The 18,951-nt window shown below is 59.0% G+C and carries 20 protein-coding genes; 7 read left to right on the plus strand and 13 right to left on the minus strand.

The features are described 5' to 3' along the window. Positions 1 to 480 precede the first annotated feature (480 nt). From KHU30_RS14760 to KHU30_RS14770, 3 genes are all read left to right on the plus strand, one after another. The gene (locus tag KHU30_RS14760) at positions 481 to 1,095 is read left to right on the plus strand and encodes a hypothetical protein (protein WP_211443390.1); all 615 of its coding nucleotides are present in this window, start codon (positions 481 to 483) and stop codon (positions 1,093 to 1,095) included. A 382-nt stretch (positions 1,096 to 1,477) separates the two neighbouring features. Then, a complete protein-coding gene (locus KHU30_RS14765; RefSeq protein ID WP_211443391.1) occupies positions 1,478 to 1,927 on the plus strand; it encodes a MarR family winged helix-turn-helix transcriptional regulator in 450 nt (149 codons plus the stop codon). Continuing rightward, positions 1,924 to 3,231, plus strand: coding sequence for an MFS transporter (locus KHU30_RS14770; RefSeq protein WP_211443392.1), 1,308 nt, complete (start codon positions 1,924 to 1,926; stop codon positions 3,229 to 3,231). Before KHU30_RS14765 ends, KHU30_RS14770 begins: the two co-directional genes overlap by 4 nt. Positions 3,232 to 3,248: 17 nt before the next feature. Here the strand turns inward: KHU30_RS14770 and KHU30_RS14775 are convergent, their stop codons facing one another. The 7 genes from KHU30_RS14775 to KHU30_RS14805 all read right to left on the minus strand — a co-directional run bounded on the left by KHU30_RS14775 (position 3,249) and on the right by KHU30_RS14805 (position 9,715). Further along, entirely contained in the window at positions 3,249 to 3,884 is a 636-nt protein-coding gene (locus KHU30_RS14775; RefSeq protein ID WP_211443393.1) for an esterase/lipase family protein, read from the minus strand. A gap of 7 nt (positions 3,885 to 3,891) precedes the next feature. Continuing rightward, entirely contained in the window at positions 3,892 to 4,149 is a 258-nt protein-coding gene (locus KHU30_RS14780; protein WP_211443394.1) for a hypothetical protein, read from the minus strand. 48 nt (positions 4,150 to 4,197) lie between these two features. After that, positions 4,198 to 5,094 (minus strand): RluA family pseudouridine synthase, encoded by an 897-nt coding sequence (locus KHU30_RS14785; RefSeq protein WP_211443395.1) that lies wholly within the window; start codon positions 5,092 to 5,094, stop codon positions 4,198 to 4,200. After that, positions 5,091 to 5,585 carry an arsinothricin resistance N-acetyltransferase ArsN1 family B gene (locus KHU30_RS14790; RefSeq protein ID WP_211443396.1) on the minus strand — a complete coding sequence of 165 codons (495 nt, stop codon included), beginning with the start codon at positions 5,583 to 5,585 and terminating at the stop codon, positions 5,091 to 5,093. The genes KHU30_RS14785 and KHU30_RS14790 overlap by 4 nt, the downstream gene beginning before the upstream one ends. Before the next feature lie 115 nt (positions 5,586 to 5,700). Further along, entirely contained in the window at positions 5,701 to 7,593 is a 1,893-nt protein-coding gene (locus tag KHU30_RS14795) for a propionate--CoA ligase (RefSeq protein ID WP_211443397.1), read from the minus strand. A gap of 172 nt (positions 7,594 to 7,765) precedes the next feature. Then, complete coding sequence (locus tag KHU30_RS14800; RefSeq protein WP_211443398.1) at positions 7,766 to 9,217, minus strand: bifunctional 2-methylcitrate dehydratase/aconitate hydratase; 1,452 nt, start codon at positions 9,215 to 9,217, stop codon at positions 7,766 to 7,768. 93 nt (positions 9,218 to 9,310) lie between these two features. After that, on the minus strand, positions 9,311 to 9,715 hold the full coding sequence (locus tag KHU30_RS14805; protein WP_211443399.1) for a hypothetical protein: 405 nt from the start codon (positions 9,713 to 9,715) through the stop codon (positions 9,311 to 9,313). A gap of 466 nt (positions 9,716 to 10,181) precedes the next feature. Between KHU30_RS14805 and KHU30_RS14810 the strand changes: the two genes are divergently transcribed. Together KHU30_RS14810 and KHU30_RS14815 are read left to right on the plus strand one after the other, a co-directional pair. Then, a complete protein-coding gene (locus tag KHU30_RS14810) occupies positions 10,182 to 10,523 on the plus strand; it encodes a type II toxin-antitoxin system RelE/ParE family toxin (RefSeq protein WP_211443400.1) in 342 nt (113 codons plus the stop codon). Then, the gene (locus tag KHU30_RS14815) at positions 10,520 to 10,837 is read left to right on the plus strand and encodes a helix-turn-helix domain-containing protein (RefSeq protein ID WP_211443401.1); all 318 of its coding nucleotides are present in this window, start codon (positions 10,520 to 10,522) and stop codon (positions 10,835 to 10,837) included. Before KHU30_RS14810 ends, KHU30_RS14815 begins: the two co-directional genes overlap by 4 nt. Before the next feature lie 32 nt (positions 10,838 to 10,869). Here the strand turns inward: KHU30_RS14815 and ntrC are convergent, their stop codons facing one another. The 4 genes from ntrC to glnA all read right to left on the minus strand — a co-directional run bounded on the left by ntrC (position 10,870) and on the right by glnA (position 15,990). Then, the gene (gene ntrC / locus KHU30_RS14820) at positions 10,870 to 12,402 is read right to left on the minus strand and encodes a nitrogen regulation protein NR(I) (protein WP_211443402.1); all 1,533 of its coding nucleotides are present in this window, start codon (positions 12,400 to 12,402) and stop codon (positions 10,870 to 10,872) included. 81 nt (positions 12,403 to 12,483) lie between these two features. Further along, positions 12,484 to 13,566: a nitrogen regulation protein NR(II) gene (gene glnL / locus KHU30_RS14825; protein WP_211443403.1), complete on the minus strand. Its 1,083-nt coding sequence runs from the start codon at positions 13,564 to 13,566 to the stop codon at positions 12,484 to 12,486. A gap of 281 nt (positions 13,567 to 13,847) precedes the next feature. Beyond that, positions 13,848 to 14,357, minus strand: coding sequence for a DUF4124 domain-containing protein (locus KHU30_RS14830; protein ID WP_211443404.1), 510 nt, complete (start codon positions 14,355 to 14,357; stop codon positions 13,848 to 13,850). Between the two features lie 217 nt (positions 14,358 to 14,574). After that, positions 14,575 to 15,990, minus strand: coding sequence for a type I glutamate--ammonia ligase (glnA, locus tag KHU30_RS14835; RefSeq protein ID WP_211443405.1), 1,416 nt, complete (start codon positions 15,988 to 15,990; stop codon positions 14,575 to 14,577). Positions 15,991 to 16,426: 436 nt separating this feature from the next. On the opposite strand from glnA, the gene KHU30_RS14840 reads away from it, so the two are divergent. Beyond that, on the plus strand, positions 16,427 to 16,891 hold the full coding sequence (locus KHU30_RS14840) for a rhodanese-like domain-containing protein (RefSeq protein ID WP_211443406.1): 465 nt from the start codon (positions 16,427 to 16,429) through the stop codon (positions 16,889 to 16,891). 31 nt (positions 16,892 to 16,922) lie between these two features. Here the strand turns inward: KHU30_RS14840 and KHU30_RS14845 are convergent, their stop codons facing one another. Beyond that, positions 16,923 to 17,423: a GNAT family N-acetyltransferase gene (locus tag KHU30_RS14845; protein ID WP_211443407.1), complete on the minus strand. Its 501-nt coding sequence runs from the start codon at positions 17,421 to 17,423 to the stop codon at positions 16,923 to 16,925. A gap of 114 nt (positions 17,424 to 17,537) precedes the next feature. Here KHU30_RS14845 and KHU30_RS14850 point away from each other — a divergent pair, with 114 nt between their 5' ends. After that, positions 17,538 to 18,017 (plus strand): DoxX family protein, encoded by a 480-nt coding sequence (locus KHU30_RS14850; protein ID WP_211443408.1) that lies wholly within the window; start codon positions 17,538 to 17,540, stop codon positions 18,015 to 18,017. Positions 18,018 to 18,029: 12 nt separating this feature from the next. Here the strand turns inward: KHU30_RS14850 and KHU30_RS14855 are convergent, their stop codons facing one another. Then, positions 18,030 to 18,947, minus strand: coding sequence for a delta(1)-pyrroline-2-carboxylate reductase family protein (locus tag KHU30_RS14855; RefSeq protein WP_211443409.1), 918 nt, complete (start codon positions 18,945 to 18,947; stop codon positions 18,030 to 18,032). Between the last annotated feature and the right edge of the window lie 4 nt (positions 18,948 to 18,951).

An 18,951-nucleotide genomic window follows, 5' to 3' on the forward strand; every position in this document is an offset into this window, starting at 1 on the left:
ATAGTAATTAACAAGAATAAGAAATAAATTACTCACATGAAATTGAAAATATTTAAATATCGTATAATAATTCAGCAATAATAGTTTCCATTAACTAAAGTTATTAAATTATTAATTTAAATTAATTTGAACTAAATCACGGTATACTCTTCAAAAATTCTCGACACGTGTTTATCTTCATTTCGTGCCGGCAATTTTGTCCTTGAGCCTATATATTTCAACGCTCAGATTTTTGATGAATCCCCTAGTGAATAAACGTGTCAGCCGGGCATTTCACTATTAAATTAAAAGGAGATCGAATGCCTCAATTCCCATTTGACGGAATTAACAACTATTCGCAATAGTTTTAACTTTGCAATATTAATTGTTGCTCCTCCACGAGAAATCAAAAAATGCCGTCTCTTAATTTGTAAGAATTCGTAAAATAAAAAGGCAGTTCTCATTTTATTATTATGTTCATGATTTAAATAAGGATTCCCAATGGAATTATTTCGCCTGAGTATCGTATATCTTCATCTTATCGCCTGCTGCGTAGCAATCGGCCTTGTTCTTACCAGCGACATCGCCATGGTCAAGCAGCTTATCAACGGCGGTACTGCGGAAAAGCAAGAAACCGAGCAACTGAACTCCCTTAAAAAGACGGTTACTCTGGCACTCGTTGCATTATGGATCACCGGAATTGCAATCGTTTGGCTTGACGTCTCAGTCAAAGGATTTGCTGCGTATTTTGCCAATCCAAAAATGCAGGCCAAATTAACCATCGTGGCACTGTTGACGCTTAACGGCTTCGTTCTCCACAGCGCGGTGATGCCGGCGATGGAAAAGGCGGGTTCGCTGCTGCAAATGGCCTTCAATCAACGCATGCTGGCAATTTTCGCCGGAGCGGTGTCAGCCGTGTCCTGGTTTTACGCTGCAATGCTGGGTGTCGGCCGCCCACTGGCCTGGAAATATTCGATAGTGCAATTGCTGGCCGCTTACCCTGCCCTGATCGTGACCGGATTTATTGCAATGGTAACGCTCACAGTATGGTCCAAATCTCGCAGCGACCTGGGTTTCTCCCAGTTTGCCGAGGTGCACTCCAGAAAGATGAAGTAACTTAATGTGCGTACAGGGCGCGAAGGAAGCAGCGCCCTGTACGCATTTCTCCGCCTCAGGATGAGATGAAGATCTGGCACCGCCTGCAAACGCGTGCATTGACGGATCGGCGACCTCAGAGCTGGGCGGCCCTGCAAGAGCCTTGCCGCATAAATCATTCGGCGCGCCGCTCAAGCGTGCAACTCGCTGCTGCCGGCCCATATCCCTTACTTCCCGGCTGCCAGGTCTAGGCATAATTACCCGGTTGAAATCAGGACTCCCCCACGGCCGCACTTCCCATCAAATATCCTGCGCTCAAATTGCAACAAGCTTGTTGACAAGCGTTTGCCTCAGCAATATCATGCATATGCATCGATGCATATACATTATAAACAGGTGAAACATGCTAAACCAATGCAGCTGCTCTACCTTGCGACAGCTCACGCGCAAGATGACCAATATCTACGATCACTATCTGGCGGCGGATGAACTGACCATCAGCCAGTATTCTTTGCTGGCCAGGATAGGCAAATATGGGCCGATCGGCGCCATCCCGCTGGCCGGCAGCATGGGCATGGACCGCAGCACCATGAGCCGCACGCTCAAGCCCTTGATCGCGCTCGGCTGGATAGCGACCGTCGACCTGCCGCTGGAGATGCTGACCGACAAGCGCTCCTTCGGCGTCAGCCTGACTGCCGCCGGCCGCCAAAAGTGGCAGGCATCCATGCCCAACTGGCGCAAGGCGCAAAACGAAATCAATGCAATCCTGGGCGACGAGACGCATCATGCCTTGATGAATCTGGTCGACAACGCCAACCTCAAGTTCGAACAACACGAGCACTCCATCCCATGAACAACACCATCCAAGCCATCATGGCGCGCCTTCGTTTCAGCTACGTGTGGATAGTCGTCGGCATCATCTTCCTGGTTCTGCTTTCCGCCGCCGGCATCCGCGCAACGCCGTCGGTGATGATACTGCCGCTGGAACACGAATTCGGCTGGACCGTCACCACCATTTCCTTCGTCATCTCAGTCAATATCGCGCTGTATGGCTTGATCGGGCCGTTCTCGGCAGCCGCCATGCAGCGCTACGGCATCCGCCCTATCGTGCTGGGTGCGCTGGCGCTGCTGGCGGCGGGCACCTTCGCCAGCACGTTCATGACGATGCCTTGGCATATGGTGCTGGCCTGGGGCATCCTGGTCGGCGCCGGCAGCGGCGTCGCCGCCAACACGCTGGCGGCGACCATCGTCAGCCGCTGGTTCGAGACCCGGCGCGGGCTGGCGATGGGCCTGCTGACCGCCAGCTCCGCCACCGGACAGATGGTTTTCCTGCCCCTGATGGCTTACATGGTCGAGCATTTCGGCTGGCGTTCGGTGGCGATCCTGGTAGCCAGCGTGGCGGCCCTGGCGATTCCGCTGGTGGCGATCTTCCTGCCTGAGCGCCCGCAGGATATCGGCATGAGGCGTTACGGCCAGTATGAGGACTTGCCGCCGGAAGCCGTCAGCAAGGGGAAGAATCCGCTGACAATCGCCTTTGGCGCCCTCGGCAAGGCAGTCAAGATCCGCGACTTCTGGCTGCTGTTTTTCAGCTTCTTCATTTGCGGCATGAGCACCAACGGCTACATCGGTTCGCATTTCATCGCCATGTGCGGCGACTATGGCATCACCGCGGTGGGCGGCGCCAGCATCCTGGCCGCGATGGGCATGCTGGACCTGGTCGGCACCACCATGTCGGGCTGGCTGTCGGACCGCTACAATCCGCGCGTGCTGCTGTTCTGGTATTACGGATTGCGCGGCGTCGCCCTGATTTTCCTGCCGCATGCCTTCGGCCTCAGCTATTTCGGCTTGCCGGTCTTCGCGCTGTTCTACGGCCTGGACTGGATCGCCACTGTGCCGCCGACCGTGCGCCTGGCCAACGACGTCTTCGGCCGGCTGGCGGCCCCTATCGTGTTCGGCTGGATTGTCGCCGGCCATCAGCTGGGCGCTGCCAGCGCTACCATGCTGGCGGGTTCGCTGCGCAACAGCCTTGGCAGCTATACCTTGTCGTCGATGCTGATGGGCGCAGCCTGCATCATCGCGGCGATACTGGTGCTGCGGATCAAGGGCCATCAGACCGGCGGCGACCTGATTCCGGGCATTCCGGCGCCGGCCCGCTAAGGCGCGGCAGCGAGGATTTACGAAGACTTGACGGTGGCCACGATATCGCGGGCCACCTGGCGTGAATTCATGATGACGGTGTGTATGGTCGGCAGCAGATGCAGCGGCAGCGTTCCCAGCTGCACTTCGCCGACCGACAGGATGCCGTCGTTGGGCTCGTCGCCGAACGGCGTCCAGCTGCCGCGCGGTCCTTTGATGCCGGCGTATACGTGCAACGGAATAGATGGCATCGGCAGGCTGTCCATGAAATCCTGGCTGGCTAGCAGCTGCCCCATCTCACCGGTAATCAAACGGAACAGGCGCCAGCGCGACAACTTGATTGCATAGCTGGAGGCGCGGGTCGGCGGCGCCAGCAGGAAGGCCATTTCCGGCGCGCGATCCAGCAGCGGCAATACGCCGCGCGTCAGGACACAGCCCAGCGAGTGGCCGACCATGATGAAACGTTCGTCGCCGGCACGGCTCGCGATGAATTTGCGCAGGCGCTGCAGGCAAGGCTGCCAGCGTTCGAAGGCAGCTGAATAACCGAACAGATGGGTGGTGATGCCGGCCGCCCGCAAGCGCCTGGAGAGCAACAGCATGGAGACCGGCGTGCGGCCCATGCCATGCACCAGGATCGCGTGCACTTTGCCCGCACTGGACGGTTGAACGTTCATGGCGCTGCTACTCTTTTTTCTTCAGCTGCTTTTCAAAAGCCACGTCCAGCTTGCTGATGCGCTTGGGCTTTTGCGGACCGTAGGCGTTGACGAAGCGTACGAAGTCATCCAGCTCCAGCGCATCGCTAAGCTTGACGGGCGCGTCAAAGCCGGCGTTCTGCGTCAGGTAAAACAACTCTTCCGCGGTGCGCACCATCGAATAGCGTACCTCGGTGCTGCGGGCATTGAGACGTTCGACCGCCGCCGTGGCTCGGGTGGATCTCATTGCGTTCTCCTGATATTGCTCATCTGCTGATAAATTCCTAGTGTAGTGTCAAAGCTGGCGCCGGCTGGCGAAATGGCGCCGGCGGCCGTCCAGGGGATCGGTGAAAGCAATCTCCCGCGCCAGCAGTTTCAGCGGCGCCGACCAGTCGTCGCCCTTGCAGGGATAGACATCCGGATAAAAGGTGTCGTTGATGATCGGTATCCCCAATGCCGCCAAATGTACACGCAGTTGGTGCTTCTTGCCGGTCAGCGGCTGCAGGCGGTACAGGCTGCAGCCTTGCCGTTCTTCGATCAGCTCGATGCGGGTTTCCGAATTAGGCTCTCCGGCCTCTTCCTGCATGCGGAAAAACGGCGTGCCATCCACCATGCGGCTACGATACACCAGCGGCAAGGCCAGCTCCGGCCGGGTCGGCGCCAGCGCCTCATAAGTCTTATCGACCAGCCGCTGCTGGAACAGCGACTGGTAGGCGCCGCGGCTGGCGAGGTCGTGGGAAAAGATCACGACGCCGGCGGTTTCGCGGTCGAGCCGGTGGATCGGCGTCAGCTGCGCCAGGCCGGTTTTCTTTTTCAGGCGCACCAGCAGGGTCTCGTGCAGGAAGCGCCCGGTCGGGATCACCGGCAGGAAGTGCGGCTTGTCGGCCACCAGTATCCGCTCGTCCTGATACAAGATGGTTTCTTCAAACGGAATCGGCGTCTCGGCGTCCAGCTCGCGATAATAGAAAATGCAGCTGCCGCGGCGGTAGGGGCTGTCCGGCGCCAGCCGCGCGCCCTTGCCGTCGACCACTTCGCCGCGCGCCATGCGCTCTATCCAGGTCGCAGCGGAAATTGCCGGAAAGCGCTGCTCCAGGAACGCCAGCAGGTTCGGCCAGGTTTCCACCGGCAGCCACAGATAGCTGGGCGCCACGCCGTCAACAATCGGCAGCGGCGGCGCTGGCTCCCGTTTCATCGCAATACCCGTTGCCAATAGCCGACATCGATCCAGCGGTCGAATTTCTTGCCGACCTGGGCAAAATGCGCGACTTTGACGTAGCCCATCTTTTCATGCAGGCCGACGCTGGCGCCGTTAGGCAAGGCGATGCCGCCGATCACCGTATGCACCGGCAGTTTTTCCAGTTCCGCGATCAGTGCGCGGTACAGCGCACTCCCCAGCCCCTTGCCGGCAGCCAGCGGCGACAGGTATACCGAGCTTTCCACCGCATGCTGGTAAGCTGCGCGCGCGCGCCATTTGGTGGCGTAAGCGTAGCCCAGGATTTCATCACCTTCGACGCACACCAGCCAGGGCAGGTTGGCTGTGATGTCGAGGATGCGCTGGCGCATCTGCTCAGCCGTCACCGGCTCGGTTTCAAAGCTGATGACGGTGTCGAGGATGTAGGGATTATAGATATGGCAAATAGCTGCTGCATCGGCGACGGTGGCCGGGCGAATGATGTGCGTCATGGCTGGGATGGATATGAAAGCAGGTTACAAGAGCTAATCCCTCATCATACCGCGCAAACCTGCATCGCCGGCGCCACATTGCTCAAATGCGCGCCATGGCATTGTCCCGATACCCTCAGCCAAGCAAGGCATCCTTGATCTGCTGCAGCGAAGCGGGGTCCTCGATCGTGGTCAGGTCGCCGGGATCGCGCCCTTCGCAGAGCGCCTGTATGGAACGGCGCAGCAGCTTGCCGGAGCGGGTTTTCGGCAACAGGCCGACCACATAGACGCGTGCCGGCCGGCCCACGCTGCCAAGCCGCTGGTCCACCACGCGCATGATCTCCGCCTCCAGCCTGGCCCGTCCCTCGGCGCTGCTTTCGGTCACCTTGGGAATCACGAAAGCCACCGCCACCTGCCCCTTCAGCTTGTCCTCGACGCCGACCACCGCCACCTCCGACACATTCGGATGGCTGGAAATGCTCTCTTCTATTTCGCGCGTGCCGAGCCGGTGGCCGGCGACATTGATGACGTCGTCGGTGCGGCCGAGAATGAAGTAATAGCCATCCTCGTCGCGTATGCCCCAGTCGAAGGTCGAGTAGGCCGGGCGGCCGCTGTCGGGCATCTGCGTCGCCCAATAAGTGGCGACGCAGCGCTGGTCGTCGCCGTAGATGGTTTGCAGGCATCCCGGCGGCAGCGGCCATTCGATCACCACCACGCCCTTCTCGTTGGCGCCGCACAGCGCGCCGGTGGATTCGTTCAGCAGCCGCACCTTGTAGCCGTACATCGGCAGGCCGGGACTGCCCAGCTTGCTCGCCTTGTTTTCGATATTCTTGGCGATGGTCATGATCGGCCAGCCGGACTCGGTCTGCCAGTAGTTGTCGATCACCGGCACGCCCAGCGCGCCGGAAATCCAGCTGGAGGTACTTTCATCCAGCGGCTCGCCGGCCAGGTAGAGCGCCTGCAGGGACGACAGGTCGTATTTCTTCATCAGCTCGGGCGGCTGCTTTTTCAATACCCGGATCGCTGTCGGCGCCGAGAACATGCGCGTAACCTTGTATTTCTCGACGATGCTCCACCAGATGCCGGCGTCGGGCCGGATCGGCAGACCCTCGTACAAAATCGTCGCCATGCCCGCGATCAAGGGGCCGTAGACGATATAGGAATGGCCGACCACCCAGCCAATGTCGGAGGTGCAGAAAAACGTGCCGCCGCCCTTGCTGCAAAAGATGGTATCCATCGACGTCGCCAGCGCCACCGCATAACCGCCGACATCGCGCTGCACGCCCTTGGGCTTGCCGGTGGTGCCGGAGGTGTACAGGATATAGGACGCCTCGTTGGATTCCAGCCAGGTCACCGGTACCTTGGCGTCCATATGCAACTGGCGCTGCCCGGCGTAATCGACGTCGCGGCCTGCCACCGTTTCCATCGCAGCCAGGCCGCGGTCGACCAGCAGGACGTGCGCCGGCTTGTGCTTGGCCAGCTTGATGGCCTCGTCCAGCAGCCCCTTGTATGGCAGCACCTTGCCGCCGCGTGAACCGGCGTCGGCAGAGACGATCAGCTTCGGCGTGGCGTCGTCGATGCGGCTCGCCAGGCTGTGCGAGGCAAAGCCGCCGAACACCACCGAATGGATGGCGCCAATGCGGGCGCAAGCCAGCATGGCGAAGCTTGCCTCGGCGATCATCGGCATGTAGATCAGCACGCGGTCGCCGCGGCCGACGCCGAGCGACTGCATGATGGCCGCGGTACGGTTGACTTCCGCATGCAGTTCGCGGAAGGAGTATGTCTTCTCCGCATTGGTCTCGGTAGAAATTGCTATCAGCGCCGGCTGCTCGCCGCGCGTCGCTACCCAGCGGTCGACTGCGTTATGGCACAGGTTGGTGGTGCCGCCGGCAAACCATCTGGCAAACGGCGGCCGGCTGTCGTCAAGCACTTGCGAGAATGGGTGGTGCCAGTCGATCCGGCGCGCCTGCTCGGCCCAGAACGCTGACGGCTCATCGATCGAGCGCTGGTAAAAGGTGGCGAAACTCATGCTGTCTCCTCATTTTTCTTAAAAAAATTGCAGGGTAGGCAAACCTTGCCCGTGCATTGCCGAATGATGCGTTGGCACTGGCGCCCAACCTACGCCTCTGCGGGCGTCCTCGTACAAATAAGTGCAAACAAGTGCAAATGCAATTGCCCCACGTCGTGACAGGGCGCTATTTTCAAATCACATACAGGTCGACATACTCGTTGACCGCCATGTCTTCCAGCTTCTTCTGGTCCAGCGAGACTGCCAGGATCTTCTGCCGCTGCTTGAGCGGCAGCTGGCGCGCCAGGTTGACCTTGAACTTGGCTTCCAGCAGCGGAATGCCCTCCTTGCGGCGGCGTGCGTGGCCGATCGGATATTCGACCACGACTTCCTTCAGCTTCTTGCCGTCCTTCCATTCCAGCGTCAGCGCGTTGGCGATGGAACGTTTCTCGGGATCGTGATAATCCTTGGTAAAGGCCGGGTCTTCGACGCAAACGATCTTGCCGCGCAGGACATCGATGCGCTTGTCGGCGGCGACCTGGTCTTCATAGTCGGCGGCAGTCAGTCGGCCGAAAATCAGCGGCAGCGCCACCATGTACTGGATGCAGTGATCGCGGTCGGCCGGATTGTCGAGCGGCCCCTTCTTGTCGATGATGCGGATGCAGGCTTCGTGGGTGCGGATCGTGATCTTCTTGATGTCGTCCACCGGCTTGCCGGCCTTGACCAGCGCCGCGTGCAGGGTCATGGCCGCCTCCACCGCGGTTTGCGCATGGAATTCGGCCGGATAGGAAATCTTGAACAGCACGTTTTCCATCACATACGATGCGTATTTGCGCTGGAACTTGAATGGCTGGCCTTTGAACAGCACATCGTAGAAGCCCCAGGTCTTGGCGCTCAGCACCGATGGATAGCCCATTTCGCCGCTCTTGGCGATCAGCGCCAGGCGTACCGCGCGCGAGGTCGCATCGCCAGCCGCCCAGGATTTGCGCGAACCGGTATTCGGCGCGTGACGGTAGGTGCGCAGCGACTGGCCATCGACCCAGGCCAGCGATACCGCATTGAGGATTTCTGCGCGGGTCAGGCCCATCATTTCGGCTACCACCGCAGTCGAGGCTACCTTGACCAGCACCACATGGTCGAGGCCGACCCTGTTGAAGGAATTCTCCAGCGCGATGCAGCCCTGGATTTCATGCGCCTTGATCATCGCGGTCAGCACGTCTTTCATCTTCAGCGGCTTCTTGCCGGCGGCGATGGCGTTGCGCGACAGCCAGTCGGCAGTCGCCAGGATGCCGCCCAAGTTATCCGACGGATGCCCCCATTCGGCTGCCAGCCAGGTGTCGTTGAAATCCAGCCAGCGGATCATCGCGCCGATATTGAAGGCGGCCTGGACCGGATCGAGCTGGAACTGCGTGCCTGGCACCTTGGCGCCGTTAGGCACCACCGTGCCCGGGACGATCGGCCCCATCAGCTTCTTGCAAGCCGGATATTCCAAGGCTTCCAGGCCGCAGCCCAGGGTATCGATCAGGCAGTTGCGCGCGGTGTCGTACGCCACTTTGGAAGTGATCTTGTATTTGCTCACGTAGTCGACGATGTCGACCAGCACCTTGTCGTATTTCGGGCGGACGTTGGAGATGGGAGCCGACATTATTTTCCTTGAGGTCAAAATCAACACGGAAAACCAGGAACCGCAATGCTTCTATTTGTACTCTCAACTCGAACGCCTTACCCGTTCAGGCAATCAGCGCAGCTTGCACTCGTTCGCCAGCTGCTGGCCGAGCTTGGAGTTGAGCAGCATCGACTTGGCCGGGATCTGTATCCATACCAGGCCGCTGGCCTGGTCTTCCAGGCGCACCGCGCCGGTGGTGGTGCTGACCGTGCTCATCGAATAGCTGCGGCCCTTCCAGCTCAGCTTGACGCTGCCGTCGGCGGCGGCGCTAGCGAGATCGACCCGGTTGCCCAGCTCGCAGTAGAAATTGCCGGTCAGCAGGTTCGCGGCCGGCGCCGGCTCCAGCTTGAGCAGGTTCGGCAAGGCCGGTTCCGGCTTGGTTTCGGCCAGCGGCACGCTGGAGCCGCAGGCGGCCAGCAAGGCAGTGAGCGTCAAGGCGGAGGCAATACGGTAATTCAGGTAGTTACGAGCAATCATGTGGTCCCTGCCGTCAGGCAATAAGTAAGCATAGGCAACATCGCAGAAACGGCGACGCCGCCACCCGTTGGCTCGCTCACATGCCTGCATTGTCGTTCTGACCACAGACAGAATTTGCGTTTGCCAATCGGGACAAATTTTAAAGCTTCTGGACCCGCATGATTCGTGGATGGACGAATAATCTTGTTACCGATGCGTTGCTCGATGATAGGCCCGCCAGTCGGAAGTGCAGCGATCTCGCCGCCGCGGCGCAATACATAAGGATCAGCTGCGCTGCCTTGTGGCCCCAACTAAAGCAGAAGCCACTATCTCATTTCAGCGCTTCCGGCTTCCTGCTTCCTGCTTGCGAATTTCCTTAATTCTGCGCATCTCCGCACTCTTTAACATAGAACGGTATCCCCACGCCTGCCTGAGACTTGCGATTGATAGCGATCTATATCATAATTGACAAAGATGAGACATACCCATGCCCTATCTGCCGAACTACAAGAAACCTTTTTCCGCCTTTGTGAAGAAACAACACAGGCCCTTCCAGGCAGTGATCGAAGATGAGGCGCTAAAGGTGAGCGCCAGGCCGGATATCGGCGAAGCCAAGACCGGCGACTTGACGGGGATTTATGTTCATAAATTCAAACATAAGACACAGGAGTATCTTATGGCCTATCGGATTCGAGCTCAAAAAACGGAGAGCAAGGCTGAACACCGGTCCCCTGATTTTCTATCCATCGATTTTTACAAGCTGGGCACGCACGAAAATTTCTACGATGATCTCAAAGCTTATTTAAGAGCGAACGGATGGTACAAATGACACTGACAGCTGAAACACTTTTCATCAGCTTGCAGCAAATGCCCTCGCATGAACGGGAAAAATTCTTCTCGCTGATTGCCAGGCGAGCCTTCTCCAGCGGCGACAATCTGAGCCATGCCGAACTGTTCGGGCATTTGCAGGGAAGCGAATTCACTGCGGATGAAGCGGCGGAATACCTGGGTGTGTCGATCGCGACATTTCGCCGCTACTGCAAGCAAGGAAAAATTGCCGCCTCGTCCATCGTCGGCACATCGCACCTTTATCCTCTTGCCGCGCTGCGGGAGCTGAAACGCGCACTGCATATAGTGAAGTAAAAATCACCGCACGCCAGCGCGCATCCCTATCCTCAATCGTCCTTCGCACCCGCGATCCCCAGCTCCTGGATCTTGCGCGTGATGGTGTTGCGGCCTATGCCCAGGCGCACCGCGGCATCGTTCTTGCGGCCATGGGTATGGCGCAGGGCGATCTTGATCAAGGCCGATTCGAACTGCCGGCCCAGCACATCCATCACATCTGCATCGCCATTGCTCAGCATGCTTGCGGCTTCGGTTTCCAGCAAGCTGATCCAGCTCTGCCTTTCGCTGGCGCCCTGCGCCGGAACCGCCGCTGGCGCTGTCTCGGCATAAGGCGCAAGCGCGGCGCCGCTGCCCGAGGTCGCGGCTGAAAAATGCGGATCGAACGCTACCGGCCGATGGGCCGGGCTTTCCAGCTGCGTGCCCTGTTCGCGGCCGCTCACCAGGTCCTGCGGCAAGTCCTTGATCTCGACCGTCTGGCCGGGCGCCATGACGGTGATCCAGTTGCACAGGTTTTCCAGCTGGCGCACATTGCCCGGCAATTCCAGGCTGCTCATGAAACGCATGGCATTGTCAGAGACGCGCTTGCTTTCCACGCCCAGCTGCTTGGCGCTCTGGCCGAGGAAGTAGCGGGTCAGGATGGGAATGTCTTCGCGCCGCTCGCGCAAGCTCGGCAGGCGCAGGCGGATCACATTCAGGCGATGGTACAAGTCTTCGCGGAACAAGCCTTCGCGCACCCGTGTTTCCAGGTTCTGGTGGGTGGCGGCGATGACGCGGACATTGGCTTTCAGCGACTGATGGCCGCCCACGCGGTAGAAATGGCCGTCGGACAGCACCCGCAGCAAGCGCGTCTGCAGATCGAATGGCATGTCGCCGATTTCATCGAGGAACAAAGTGCCGCCTTCGGCTTGCTCAAAGCGTCCGCGGCGCGATGCCTGGGCGCCGGTGAAGGCGCCGCGCTCATGGCCGAACAGCTCCGACTCCAGCAAGTCTTTCGGAATCGCCGCAGTGTTGAGCGCAATGAACGGCTGCGAGGCGCGCGGGCTATGCTTGTGCAACGCGCGCGCCACCAGTTCCTTGCCTGTGCCTGATTCGCCGGTGATCAGCACCGTCACATTCGATTGCGACAAGCGGCCGATGGCGCGGAACACGTCTTGCATGGCAGGCGCCTGGCCGAGGATTTCCGGCGTCTCGGACGAAGCCTGCTCGACATTCGCTTCGCGCAGGCTCTCCTCAAGCGCGCGGCGTATCAGCTCGACGGCCTTGTCGACGTCGAACGGCTTGGCCAGGTATTCAAAGGCGCCGCCCTGGAATGCCGCCACGGCGGAATCGAGATCGGAAAATGCGGTGATGATGATGACCGGCACGCCGGGAAACTTGGCTTTGACGGTTTGCAGCAATTCAAGGCCGGAGGCGCCCGGCATGCGGATATCGGACACCAGCACTTGCGGCGTATTGGTTTGCAGCGCTTCAATGGCGTCGCGCGCATTGGAAAAACTCTTGGTCGTCAGATTCTCGCGGGCCAGCGCTTTTTCCAGCACCCATCGTATCGATTCGTCGTCGTCAACAATCCAGATTGGTTTCATGATTTTTTCTCTATATGCCACGCTAAACACTTACCGGATACAAGCCGCTCGTTCTCGCCATCATGGCAATAGGAACAGGCTTCAAGGCAGTGGTATAAGAATTCTGAAATCCGTGCATCCCGGCCGACTTTCGCATTCGATGACGCCCATGTGCTGCTGCACAAAGGTCTGCGCCAGCGTCAAGCCCAAGCCGCTGCCGCCATCGCGTCCCGATACCAGCGGATAGAAAATGCGTTCCTGGATCTCGGCCGGAATGCCGGGTCCATTGTCGATGATATGCAAGTCTAGTGCCAGCCGGTAACGGACCTTGGCCAGCGTCACCTGGCGCACTACCCTGCTCTGGAAAACCAGCTCGGCGTCGCCGGCCTTGATGCGTTCGCTCAAGGCTTGCGCGGCGTTGTGGGCGATATTCAGGATGGCTTGTATCAGCTGTTCCTTGTCGCCGCGGAATTCGGGGATCGACAGGTCGTAATCGCGCTTGATGGCAAGTCCGCTGGGAAACTCGGCGACGATCAGGCTGCGCACCCGTTCGCACACTTCATGGATGTCGACATCGCCGACGATCTGCGCCAGCCGGTGCGGCGCCAGCAGGCGGTCCACCAGGGTCTGCAGGCGGTCCGCTTCCTTGATGATGACCTGGGTGTACTCGCGCAGCTCCTTGACGTGGCGCTCCGGCAATTCCAGCTCCAGCAGCTGCGCCGCGCCGCGGATGCCGCCCAGCGGATTCTTGATTTCATGCGCCAGGTTGCGCACCAGCTCCTTGTTGACCTGGCTCTGGTCGATCAGGCGCTCTTCGCGCTCCAGCTTGAGCTGCTGCACGTTCTCGCGCAGCTCGATCAGCACCGGCGTCTCGGGATTGTCGAGCGCAGTGACGATGGTGTCGACCCACAGCGGCTCGCGCCCCATCCGCTCCAGAATCAGGTCTTGGCGAGAATCATCGAACTGGTGCTCCAGCGCCTGCTGGAAAATCGCCAGCAGCTGCTCGGGATTGAGGAACAGGTCGGACAAGGTTTGCTGCTTCAGCAAGCGGCAGGAACTCTCCAGCATGTTTTCCGCGGCGGCGTTGGCAAACACCAGGCGCGCCTGCGGATCCAGCACCAGTACGGCCGAAGCCAACAGATCCAGGCTGGCCAGCACGTTCCGTTCGGCGGGTTTTATTGGCATCCGGATATCCTCATGAAAAGACTTGATGGCGACTGGCGCCGCCCGCAGCAGGCACGGTCGGCGACAGGCAGCAAGGCAGCGCCGTCACGGGAAGTATCGTGGTGATTGAAATGGTGCATTTTCCGAGCATAACAAGCTTTGTAAGCGATGTCGGTCTGTAATATGCCGGATTGCCATAATATGGTGCATCCGGCTCTTCCTTATCTTAAACCGGATAGGCAAAAATAAAGGCCGCGATTGCGGCCTTATGCATTAAGCAAGGTTGATACCATGCCTGGGAACTACTTGAGATTCGTCAATTCCCGGTTGAGCGCGTCGATGTTTTTCTCGCTGCGCGAAATGTCTTCCTTCATCGAAGCCACGCGCTCCTGGTACTTGGCGTAGTTCTTCTCGTTGCCCTGGCGCTCCGGTGTGCCGTCGTTATAGTCTTTCTTGAGATTCGCCAGGCGCTGTTGCTCATTCTTCAACTCATCCTGCAAGATCTGCCGGCGATCGTTGTCGCGCGCCTTTTGCGTGCCGTTGTCCACTTTCGGGAAATCGCTCGGGGTCGATGCCGCCGGCTTGCTGGCGGCGCCTTCGCGCGGCGCCTTATTGCCGCTGCTGCCGCCGGATGAAGTCACCGTCAGCGGCGGCAGGCTGACGCGCTTGCAGCCCTTGGTGTCGCCGGTATTCTTGTATTCCTTGACGCCGTTCTGATCTACGCACAGAAACACTTCGCTTTGGGCATGAGCGACACCGCCAAGCATGCTGACGGCGGCCAGCAACAGGAATCCAGGGGAAAAACGCAACATGAGACGCTTCATAGATATTCTTCGCAATTCAATGGAGTCGCTAGTTTATGTCAAGAAACTTCCAATGACAAACCATCCTACATATTATTACTTATAGCGGACAGACAGAAAAAAACCAGCGCATGAAAAATAAAAGGACAGGAAAGCTCCTGTCCTTTTTATCTTGCCGGCCAGCCCTGCGGTGCGCAAGGCCGGCCATCAGAATTTACGTATCGACTTACACCGAATAGTACATGTCGAATTCGATCGGGTGCGTCGTCATGCGGAAGCGTTGAACTTCTTGCATCTTCAGGTCCAGGTAAGCATCGATCATGCTGTCGCTGAATACGCCGCCGCGGGTCAGGAACTCGCGATCCTTGTCCAGCGCTTCCAGAGCTTCTTCCAGCGAAGCGCAAACGGTAGGGATCAGTTTGTCTTCTTCCGGCGGCAGATGGTACAGATCCTTCGAAGCTGCTTCGCCTGGATGGATCTTGTTCTGCACGCCGTCCAGGCCTGCCATCAGCAATGCTGCGAAGCACAGGTATGGGTTAGCCAGCGGATCCGGGAAACGGGTTTCGATACGACGGCCCTTTGGATTGGCCACGTGCGGGATACGGATCGAAGCCGAACGGTTGCGCGCCGAGTAAGCCAGCTTGACCGGTGCTTCGTAGCCTGGAACCAGACGCTTGTACGAGTTGGTGCCTGGGTTGGTGATCGCGTTGAGCGCCTTGGCGTGCTTGATGATGCCGCCGATGTAGAACAGCGCGAATTCGGACAGGCCGGCATAGCCGTCGCCTGCGAACAGGTTCTTGCCGTCTTTCCAGACCGATTGATGCACGTGCATGCCGGAACCGTTGTCGCCAACGATAGGCTTAGGCATGAAAGTGGCAGTCTTGCCGTAGGTGTGAGCCACGTTCCAGACCACGTACTTCAGGTTCTGGGTCCAGTCGGCGCGCTCGACCAGGGTCGAGAACTTGGTGCCGATTTCGTTCTGGCCGGCGCCGGCCACTTCGTGGTGATGCACTTCAACCGGGATGCCCAGCGATTCCAGGATCAGGCACATTTCCGAACGCATGTCCTGGAAGCTGTCGACCGGCGGTACTGGGAAGTAGCCGCCCTTGACGGTTGGACGGTGGCCGGTGTTGCCGCCTTCGAGCTTGGCGCCGGTGCTCCACGATGCTTCTTCGGAACCGATCTTGACGAAGCAGCCCGACATGTCTGCGCCCCAGCGGACGTCGTCGAAAATGAAGAATTCCGGTTCTGGACCGAAGTAGGCGGTGTCGCCCAGGCCGGACGATTTCAGGTAGGCTTCGGCGCGCTTGGCGATCGAGCGCGGATCGCGGTCGTAACCCTTGCCGTCGGATGGCTCGATGACGTCACATTGCATGAACAATGTGGTTTCTTCCATGAACGGATCGATGTTCGCAGTATTAGGATCCGGCATCAGCAACATGTCGGAAGCTTCAATACCCTTCCAGCCAGCAATAGAAGAACCGTCGAATGCATGACCCGATTCGAACTTGTCGATATCGAAATGGGAGACTGGAACAGTTACGTGCTGCTCTTTACCCTTGGTGTCAGCGAAGCGAAAATCAACGAATTTGACTTCGTTGTCTTTTGCCATTTTCAAGACTTCTGCGGCCGTCATTGCCATGTGAATCTCCTAAGGAATATGAAAGTATTGCTAGTGAATTGTGCGCACCGGTCCAGGATTTGTTGCGCGCAAACTCAGCGTCGCAGTAACATCATGAACAGGTAGTGAGAAACTTTGACCGGACAGCAACTCGGTACGACCAGAACTCAGGCAGGATGATAGCAGAATCCATGCCACCATCCTTTCACGGAACGGCCCATAGTCGGTATTGTCATTTGCTTGTCCGGAAGGCCGGATTCATCGTTTTTGAGGCCACTTGGCTGCATCGTTACGATAAAAGCAAGTCACCATATCAGTGCAAGGCCTCGCGATGGCACTATTTTCGTGCAAACATTGCGATGAATTGTTGTTTTGCGCGATTTTGGTGCAATTAACAAAAATCAAAGCAGAAATCAAATCGCATACTTGATAAACCCGTAATTTCAGGAGAAACATCATGGCCACCAGCAGCGAACTCCTCACCACCGCCAGGCAGCGCGGCCAAAATGACCATCTCCCCTATGCCGGCGCCGTGACGCCGCGCGAGGCTTTCGCCTTGCTGGAAGCGGAACCCGCCGCGATCCTGGTGGATGTGCGCACCAATGCCGAGCGCGACTGGGTCGGCCGCGTCGCGATCCAGAACGCGCAGCATGCAGCGGTGCAATGGTCGCAGTATCCGGGCGGCGTCCAAAATCCGGACTTCCTGGCGCAGCTGGCGCAGATCGCGGAAAAAGGCACGCCGCTGCTGTTCCTGTGCCGCTCCGGCGTGCGTTCGCAGCATGCGGCCAAGCTGGCGACCGAACATGGCTACAGCAACTGCTTCAATATCCTGGAAGGCTTCGAAGGCGACAAGGACAATAACGGCCATCGCAAGAACGTCAACGGCTGGTGCAAGGCCGGCCTGCCCTGGATGGGCGCTTAACGGCCCTCTATTCCGACATTGGAGAGGCTGCCTAGGATGCTTGCAGCGCCAGGATGCGGTTCTCGTATTTCTGCTCTTCGAATTCGTGCCAGGTCATGCCGATGTCGGCAAAGCCGTAGGTCTTGTAGAAACCCAGCGCCCGGGCATTGCCGGCCCACGCCGTCAGCCACAGCCGCGCGCCGACGTCCCGTACAGCGTGGTCCAGCAGCGCGCGACCGATGCCGCGGCCGTGAAAGTGTTCCTGCACATAAAGCGTATCGACCTCCACGCCACCGTAATTTTCAGCCGCGCAGGGCGAATCCAGATCGAGCAGGATGTAGCCCAGCAGATTTTCTTCGTTGACGTCGACGAACAGACGGTAGTCAGGATCGCCGATAAGGTCGTGGAAATAGGCGGGCGTAAACGTGGACAGCACTTCGCGCGCAAGGTCGTCGCTGACGCCATCCGTAGCGTAGGTGTGCAGCCAGACTTGTATCGACAAGGCGGTCAGGCTCATGCAATCGGCGGCTGTTGCATCGCGAATCAAATTCATCTCCTTAGTGTTGTGCCGGGTTCCCTGCAACTAATCGCAGCCGATGACAGTCTACTATCGCTCATCGACAGCGGCAGCATGCGCAGTCATCAATGTCTTGTCACCGGAAAACGCATGGTTGTAATTGACCGCCTCACCCAGATACGCCAGTCGCTGCACTGGTTGCCGCTGCTGCTTGCACGCATCAACGTCGGGCTGTTTTTCTCGATTTCCGGCTACAACAAGCTGTTCGTGCCGGCCAACCAGGCCGCCATGCTCGAGACCATGCGGCAGGCCGGCATTCCCTTCCCGGAGTTCAATGCAGTGTTCGTCGCCATGCTTGAGTTTGCGTTCGGCGGCTTGCTCGGCCTGGGCTTGCTGACGAGGCCGAGTGCGCTGATCCTGCTGGCGATCGTCGGCGTCGCCACGTTTGCCGACGGCATCCACAAAATCCCCGCCGGCCTTGGCCCGCTTGACTGGTACGACTGGTTCCTCTACCTGCCGGAAGTGCTCTACGGCTTGCTACTGTTCTGGATCTGGTGCGCCGGCGCCGGCCGCCTTGGCGCCGACCAACTCATGAGCAAGCGCTGGCCGGCCTTGCAGCGCTTTATATAAGACCAGGACAAATCACAAAGAGGCGATCGCTACCCGCGCCGCCGCCAGGTCCCAGGCAGCCTGGCCTACCGTTTTATACACCGGCAGCTGCGCTTGCTGGACGAAGCCATGCGCCAGCACGTCAGGCAATTCGCGCACCTTGCTCCAGTCGATCTGCGCCTGTATCAGATCGCCGGCTTCATGCTTGGCGCCGGCCAGGCAGTCGACCACGATGGTGCGGCTATGCAGAAGCTCGGCCGGGAATTCCACCATGTCCGGCTTGAATGCGCCGACGCCTATCGCCAGCGTATCCGCCGCGATATGCGGTGGAATCACCGCCGTACGCGAGGTGGTCAGGGCAATCACCAGGTCGCTATGGGGCAGCTCGCCGGCCAGTGCCGCTGCGGCCAGCGGTGCAATCCTGATGTGCGGATGACGCCGCTGCAATACCTCGCAAAAAGCCTGGGTCTTGGCCAGGTCGCGGGCTGACACCCAGAATTCGCTGACGCCGAAATAATCGACCAGGCCGTCGGCATGGGCGATGGCCTGGACACCGGTGCCGATCAGCAGCGCGGACTGCGGCTTGCGCGGCAACAGGGCCTCGATGCCGAGCAGGCTGACCGCCGCCGTACGGCGCGCGGTGACGGTAGGCCCATGCAGCAGCGCCAGGCGGCGCCCGCTGGCGGCGTCGAACACCACCACCTCGCCCTGGATTGCCGGCAAGTGATGCTGGGCATTGTTGGCGTGCACCGTGATCAGCTTGGTCATGCCGATGTCGGCGGCAACCGCCGGCATGCACAACAGCACGCTAGCCTTGTCGATCTCCACCACCATGCGTTCCGGCGCGTTGATCCTGCCTTCGCGCAGCTGCTGGGCAACCTTCACCAGCGCCGGCACCAGTTCAGCATAAGGAAGTGCTGCGGCAGTCTGTTCAGCATCAAAAATTTGCATTGGC

Source organism: Collimonas humicola (assembly GCF_018304945.1).
In the GTDB taxonomy this organism is placed as follows: Bacteria; Pseudomonadota; Gammaproteobacteria; order Burkholderiales; family Burkholderiaceae_D; genus Collimonas; species Collimonas humicola.